The sequence below is a fragment of the Corallococcus sp. AB045 genome (assembly GCF_003668895.1).
Classification (GTDB): domain Bacteria; phylum Myxococcota; class Myxococcia; order Myxococcales; family Myxococcaceae; genus Corallococcus; species Corallococcus coralloides.
Genome location: NZ_RAWN01000350.1, coordinates 1 through 5,251, shown reverse-complemented (window position 1 = coordinate 5,251; position 5,251 = coordinate 1). Strand labels below are relative to the sequence as shown.

Below are 5,251 nucleotides of genomic sequence, written 5' to 3'. Positions count from 1 at the left end.
GAACGGAGGGCATGAGCGGGCGGGGATTCTAGACGGCTTCGGGCTCGCGCGGGCTGTCTGTCGGTGCAGGCCGTGCCCGGCAGGTGGGCAGCCGGGCACGGCGCGTCAAAAGCGTGTGTGCCGGTTTGTTTTCTCGCGGTGCGAGAGGGGGGGCGGTGCCCGCGGGTTGGGATGCTTCAGGGTGAAAGCATCGCGGTGGCCCAGGTGGGCTCCAAGACAACGGCCGCCCTCCCCATGACGGGAAGGACGGCCGTGTCAGGACTTCGGTGTGGATGCGGCGTCAGTCGCCTTCGTAGATGCCGATGGCGCCCGGGGTGACAGGACCCTTGACCGGTTCAATGGGCGTGAAGGCCACGAGCATGCGGCGGCGGGCTCCGGAGCGGTCCACCTGGATGTCCGGGATGCGCAGCCCGGAGAGAGGCTGGCCGAAGAGCGAGTAGCTGTACTTCGTGACGCCCCCTCCCACGCGGCTGATTCCGCCGCCCCAGGCAGCTCCTGCCCACGCGCTGTTGTCCAGGGGATCCACCGCGACGCTGGCCACGTGCGGAGCGATGAGGTCGTTCTTCAAGCTGCGCAGGACATTTCCCTCAGCGTCGAGCTGCAGGAGCCCGTTGGCGAAGGAGCTGACCCAGACGCGATTGGTACCGTCGGGGACGACTGCCATCGCGGAGACGAGGTCCTCCGTCCGCTCCTCGGGGCGGGCGTAGGGCCATTCCTGCTCACCCACCGCATCCGTCCAGAGGTCCCGGCGGTTCCACTTGTACTCCCGATTCTCAGTCATCTCCTGGGCCCTCCAGAAGTTGAGGCCCGTCGTGCCGTAGTAGTACTTGGTGGAGCGGTTGGCGCCGCCAATCCAGACGTCGTGGTTGGGCAGGGGCGCGATGCCGTAGTAGGCGTCCGTCAGGAGCGCATCCCGGACCTGGTACTTGCTGAAGTCGGTGCCGTACTGGAGTTTATCGCTCGCGTAGTTGCTGTAGATGAACGCGCTGTAGGCCGGGTGGCTGTGCTCTTCCAGGCCCGAGCACTCCAGCTTCCCGTTGCACGTCGGGTCGCCCGCGTAGTGCGCATCTCCACGGGCGAAGCCGTGGTTTCCGCCAAACCAGACGCTGCTGTTATCGGGGTTGGAGTCCTTGTCGTAGGCGATCCGGTAGACGTGGCAGAGCTTCTCCCGCCGCTCGTAGCCTGAAACCACGCCCGGACCGGAAGAGATGTCGTAGTGCACGACCTTCAGGGTGCCGTCGGCACGCAGCTCCACGCGGTCGGCGTCACCGCTCTTGTAGACGCTGGCGTCCGCAGGCCGCCTGGCCTGAACAGCGGTGTCCCATTCACTTTCGCAGTCCACGGGTGCCGGCTTGCCCGCGTAGCCCACGAAGACCGCGCCGTCCCAGGCGCCCGCGACGGAGATGACCTTGAGATAGGGCGTGCCCGTCGGCGCGCTGCCGTCCGGCATGTAGCCGTAGGGACGCAGGCCGTCGGCGATCGTGAACTTCCGGAAGGTGCTCTCTCCCTTCTTCAGGAGGAACAGCCCCTCTTCGCCGCCCGCGACCCAGACGTTGCCTCCTTCATCCGCGGTCACGCCGTAGACGAAGCGGGGCCCGCCCTGCTCGCGGCCGTAGAAGGTCCAGCCCGGCGCGGACGGCAGCTCGTACTCCGTTTCACCGGGATCCGTCGTGCCCGCGTCGGTACCTGCATCCGTGCCGGTGCCCGCATCCGTCCCCGTGCCGGCGTCGGTGCCTGTGCCCGCATCCGTCCCGGTGCCCGCGTCGGGAACCTGCGTGCCCGCGTCGGGAACCTGCGTGCCCGCGTCCACCTCACCCGTGCCCGCGTCCGGCAGCCGCGGGTCCTCGTCCACGGGCGTGACCGGCACCTCCACCTGGGTCGTGTCGCCGTCGTCCCCGCCGCAGCCCGTCCACCCCAGCGCTCCCGCCAGGAGGAGCGCCCCCGTCCACCGCCACCCGTGCTTCATATGCCGCCCACCTCACACTGGTCCGGGGGAAGGTCCCCCGGCGCGAAACCATTGTTCGCGGCCATCAAGGCAAGGAGGGTGCCAGCCCCCGGGGGCCGGTAACCGTCGGGGCACTGGCAGTGTGCGTCGGTTGAGCGACACCGGGTGGGCAACCCTGTACCCAATGTGTGAACGCCGGGGTCCCGGAGCGCCCCCCAACCGTGCTAGGGCCTGGGCAATGGCAGGCAACGACGCACGCGGCCGCACCCCGCTGTCCCTCGTGGGACAGGAGCCGGACCTCGTCTTCTACACACGGCAGGCCGCCGAACACGGCGGGCCCGTGCTGGTGCTGGGCGCCGCCAACGGCCGGGTGCCCTGGGCGCTCGCGGGCCACGGCTTCTCCACCGTCGGTGTGGACCCCTCCGAGGCGATGATCCGCTCCGCCGAGGAGCGCCGCGCCTCCGAATCCCCGGACGTCTCCGCGCGCACGCGCCTCATCGCCACGGACCCCCGCGCGCTGCGGCTGCCAGAGCAGTTCCCCCTGGTGCTCGCTCCGCAGCACGCGCTGGGCCTGATGCCCGGCCGCGACGACCTGGAGGCGTTCCTCGCCACCGTGCGCCACCACCTGGCCCCCGGCGGGACCTTCATCTACGACGTGCTCAACGCCCCGCGCGAACCCGTGCTGCCTCGCGACGACGACGAGCCCGGCTCCGCCGTGGAGCCCCGCCGCCCCCTCTTCGCCCTGCACCTGCGCGAGCGGCGTCCGGCGGGCGGCCAGAGCCCCATCCGCCGCCTCAAGCTGAAGCACTTCCTGCCGGAGGAACTGGAGAACGCCCTCATCGCCAGCGGCCTCACCCTGCGCGAGCGCTACGGCCGCTTCGACGGCAAGCCCTTCGACCTGGAGGACCTGCGCCAGATTGGCGTCGCCGGGACTTGAAGCGCCCGCTTCAGCGCTCGAAGCGGTAGCCCAGGCCGCGCACGGTGAGGAAGTGCCGGGGCGCTTCCGGGTCCGACTCGAACTTGAGCCGCAGCTGGCGCATGAAGTTGTCCACCGTGCGCGCGCTGCCCTCGTAGTGGTAGCCCCACGCGCCGGACAGGAGCTCCTCGCGGGTGAAGGTGCGGCCCGGGTGGGCGAGGAAGTGCGCCAGCAGCTTGAACTCCTGCGCCGTCAGCTCCACCGGCTGCCCGTCGCGCGCCACCGTGCGCTGGGACAGGTCCACCTTCACGTCCCCGAACGTCACCGGCGGCGGCGTGATGCCCGTGGCACCGAACCGGCGGCGCAGCACCGCCTTGATGCGCGCGAGCAATTCCTGGAGGCCGAAGGGCTTCACCACGTAGTCGTCCGCGCCCAGGTTGAGGCCCAGGATTTTATCCGACTCCTGGCCCCGCGCGGACAGCACCACCACGGGCGTGTCCCGGCCGCGCTGGCGCAGCTCGCGGATGACTTCGTAGCCGTTCAGCTCCGGCAGCATCAGGTCCAGCACCAGCAGGTCCGGCGCCTCGTCCAGCGCCTTGGCCAGGCCCGTGCGGCCGTCCTGGGCCTGGAGCACTTCGTAGCCTTCGAAGCGCAGGTTCATGGACACGCCGGTGAGGATGGACAGGTCGTCCTCCACCACCAGGATGCGCTGGGGCTTCTCCTCTTGGGGAACGGACGTGCTCATGCGCGGCTGACCGGAAGCTGGAGGGTGAAGCAGCTGCCCTGGCCGGGCTCGCTCTTCACGGTGATGCGGCCGCCGTGCGCGTCCACGATGCGCTTGCTGATGGCGAGCCCCAGGCCGCTGCCCTCCGTCTTGCGCGTGAGCAGGTTGTCCACCCGGTAGAAGCGCTCGAAGATGCGCTTGCGGTCCTTCTTGGCGATGCCCACTCCGTTGTCCTCCACCGACAGGTTCACGTGTCCGCCGTCTCTCTGTGCCCGGAGGGCGATTTTGCGGTGGGTGGGCCCACTGTACTTGTAGGCATTCTGCAACAGGTTGAGCAGCGCGCCCGCCACCGCGACCCGGTCCACGTCGACATGGGGGAGCCCGTCCTCCACCTTCACGGTGAACTCCATGCCGTCGCCGTGCCGCTGCGTGCGGAAGGCCACCACCGCCGCGTCCACCACGTCCGTCACCGGCAGGGACTCGCGCTGGTACACCTTGCGGCCGTTCTCGATGCGCGCCCAGTCCAGCACCCGCTCGATGAGGTCCGACAGGCGCTCGGTCTCCTTCGTGAGCAGGTCCAGCACCTCCTGCTGCTGCGCCGGGTCCTTCAGCCGGCCCAGGGCCAGCGTCTCGATGAACATCCGGATGGAGGTGAGCGGTGTGCGCAGCTCATGGCTCACCAGCGACACGAAGTCCGTCTTCATGCGCGACAGGCGCGCCTCGCGGTAGAGCACGCGGGCGGTGTAGCCCACGCCGAAGGTGAGCGTCAGATAGAACAGGCCCAGGAGCACGCCGTACACGGCGCGGTTGCGCGTGGACGCGCTCGCCACCGGGTCCTCGCCCATGGGCAGCACCACCAGGCGGAAGTCCTGCAACGGCGCGGACAGCACGCGCTCCGCGAGCACCGGCGGCCCCATCGCGTTCTGCCGCGCCTGGGCCACCTCCGACATCAGCCGGTTGACGAGCCCACCCTCGCTGGACGTGTCGCGCGGCACGGGCAGCAGCGTGAAGCGCACCGGCTCCGACGTGGCCCGCCCCTGCGCCTTGTCCGACAGGAGCGAGTCCAGCGCCACGCCCGACAGCCGCACGCCCCGCACGGTGGCGCCCTGGCGCTCGGCGGCCACCATCACCGCGCGGCCTCCCGTGGCGAGCGAGAAGACGGTGGGCACCGTGGGCAGCGAGGCGGCCTCCGGCACCAGCGCCGCCAGGGCCTCCGCCAGCTGCGGGTCCTTCGTGTGGATGAGCCCGTTCTCCACGTGGAAGGTGCCGTCCGGGTCGGACAGCTCCTGGTCATCCGGCAGGAGGAAGGCCAGCCGCTCGGTGCCCACGCGCTCCAACCGTCCGCTGCTGAGCGCGCGGGGCACCTCCGCGGACAGGTCCGCCAGCGTCCCCCGCCACGCGGCCTCCAGGCGTTTCTCCACCGCGGCGCGCTCGTTGATGATGGCCACGACGCCGAAGCCGGACAGGCCGGCCGAGGGCAGCACGACCAGCAGGATGAGCAGCGCGAACGTGCGCCGGAAGCTGAGGATGACGGGCGCGGGACGAGACACGGCTCCCTGTGTCTACACGCGACGGCGGCTGGGTGCTCGCGGCTTTTGGGGGAGGGGGGAGTCTTCCCGACATTGTCCGGAGGCATACGGCGGGTGGGGAGGGCGTCGACTTCGGG

The 5,251-nt window shown here is 70.3% G+C and carries 4 protein-coding genes; 1 reads left to right on the top strand and 3 read right to left on the bottom strand.

The features are described from left to right. Positions 1 to 280 precede the first annotated feature (280 nt). On the bottom strand, positions 281 to 1,966 hold the full coding sequence (locus D7Y21_RS40190; protein ID WP_120561826.1) for a hypothetical protein: 1,686 nt from the start codon (positions 1,964 to 1,966) through the stop codon (positions 281 to 283). A gap of 217 nt (positions 1,967 to 2,183) precedes the next feature. On the opposite strand from D7Y21_RS40190, the gene D7Y21_RS40185 reads away from it, so the two are divergent. Further along, entirely contained in the window at positions 2,184 to 2,882 is a 699-nt protein-coding gene (locus D7Y21_RS40185) for a bifunctional 2-polyprenyl-6-hydroxyphenol methylase/3-demethylubiquinol 3-O-methyltransferase UbiG (RefSeq protein WP_120561825.1), read from the top strand. A 10-nt stretch (positions 2,883 to 2,892) separates the two neighbouring features. Here D7Y21_RS40185 and D7Y21_RS40180 read toward each other — a convergent pair whose 3' ends face one another. Both D7Y21_RS40180 and D7Y21_RS40175 read right to left on the bottom strand, forming a co-directional pair. After that, complete coding sequence (locus tag D7Y21_RS40180) at positions 2,893 to 3,606, bottom strand: response regulator transcription factor (protein ID WP_120561824.1); 714 nt, start codon at positions 3,604 to 3,606, stop codon at positions 2,893 to 2,895. Continuing rightward, positions 3,603 to 5,135 (bottom strand): cell wall metabolism sensor histidine kinase WalK, encoded by a 1,533-nt coding sequence (locus D7Y21_RS40175; protein ID WP_121718528.1) that lies wholly within the window; start codon positions 5,133 to 5,135, stop codon positions 3,603 to 3,605. The genes D7Y21_RS40180 and D7Y21_RS40175 overlap by 4 nt, the downstream gene beginning before the upstream one ends. Positions 5,136 to 5,251 lie beyond the last annotated feature (116 nt).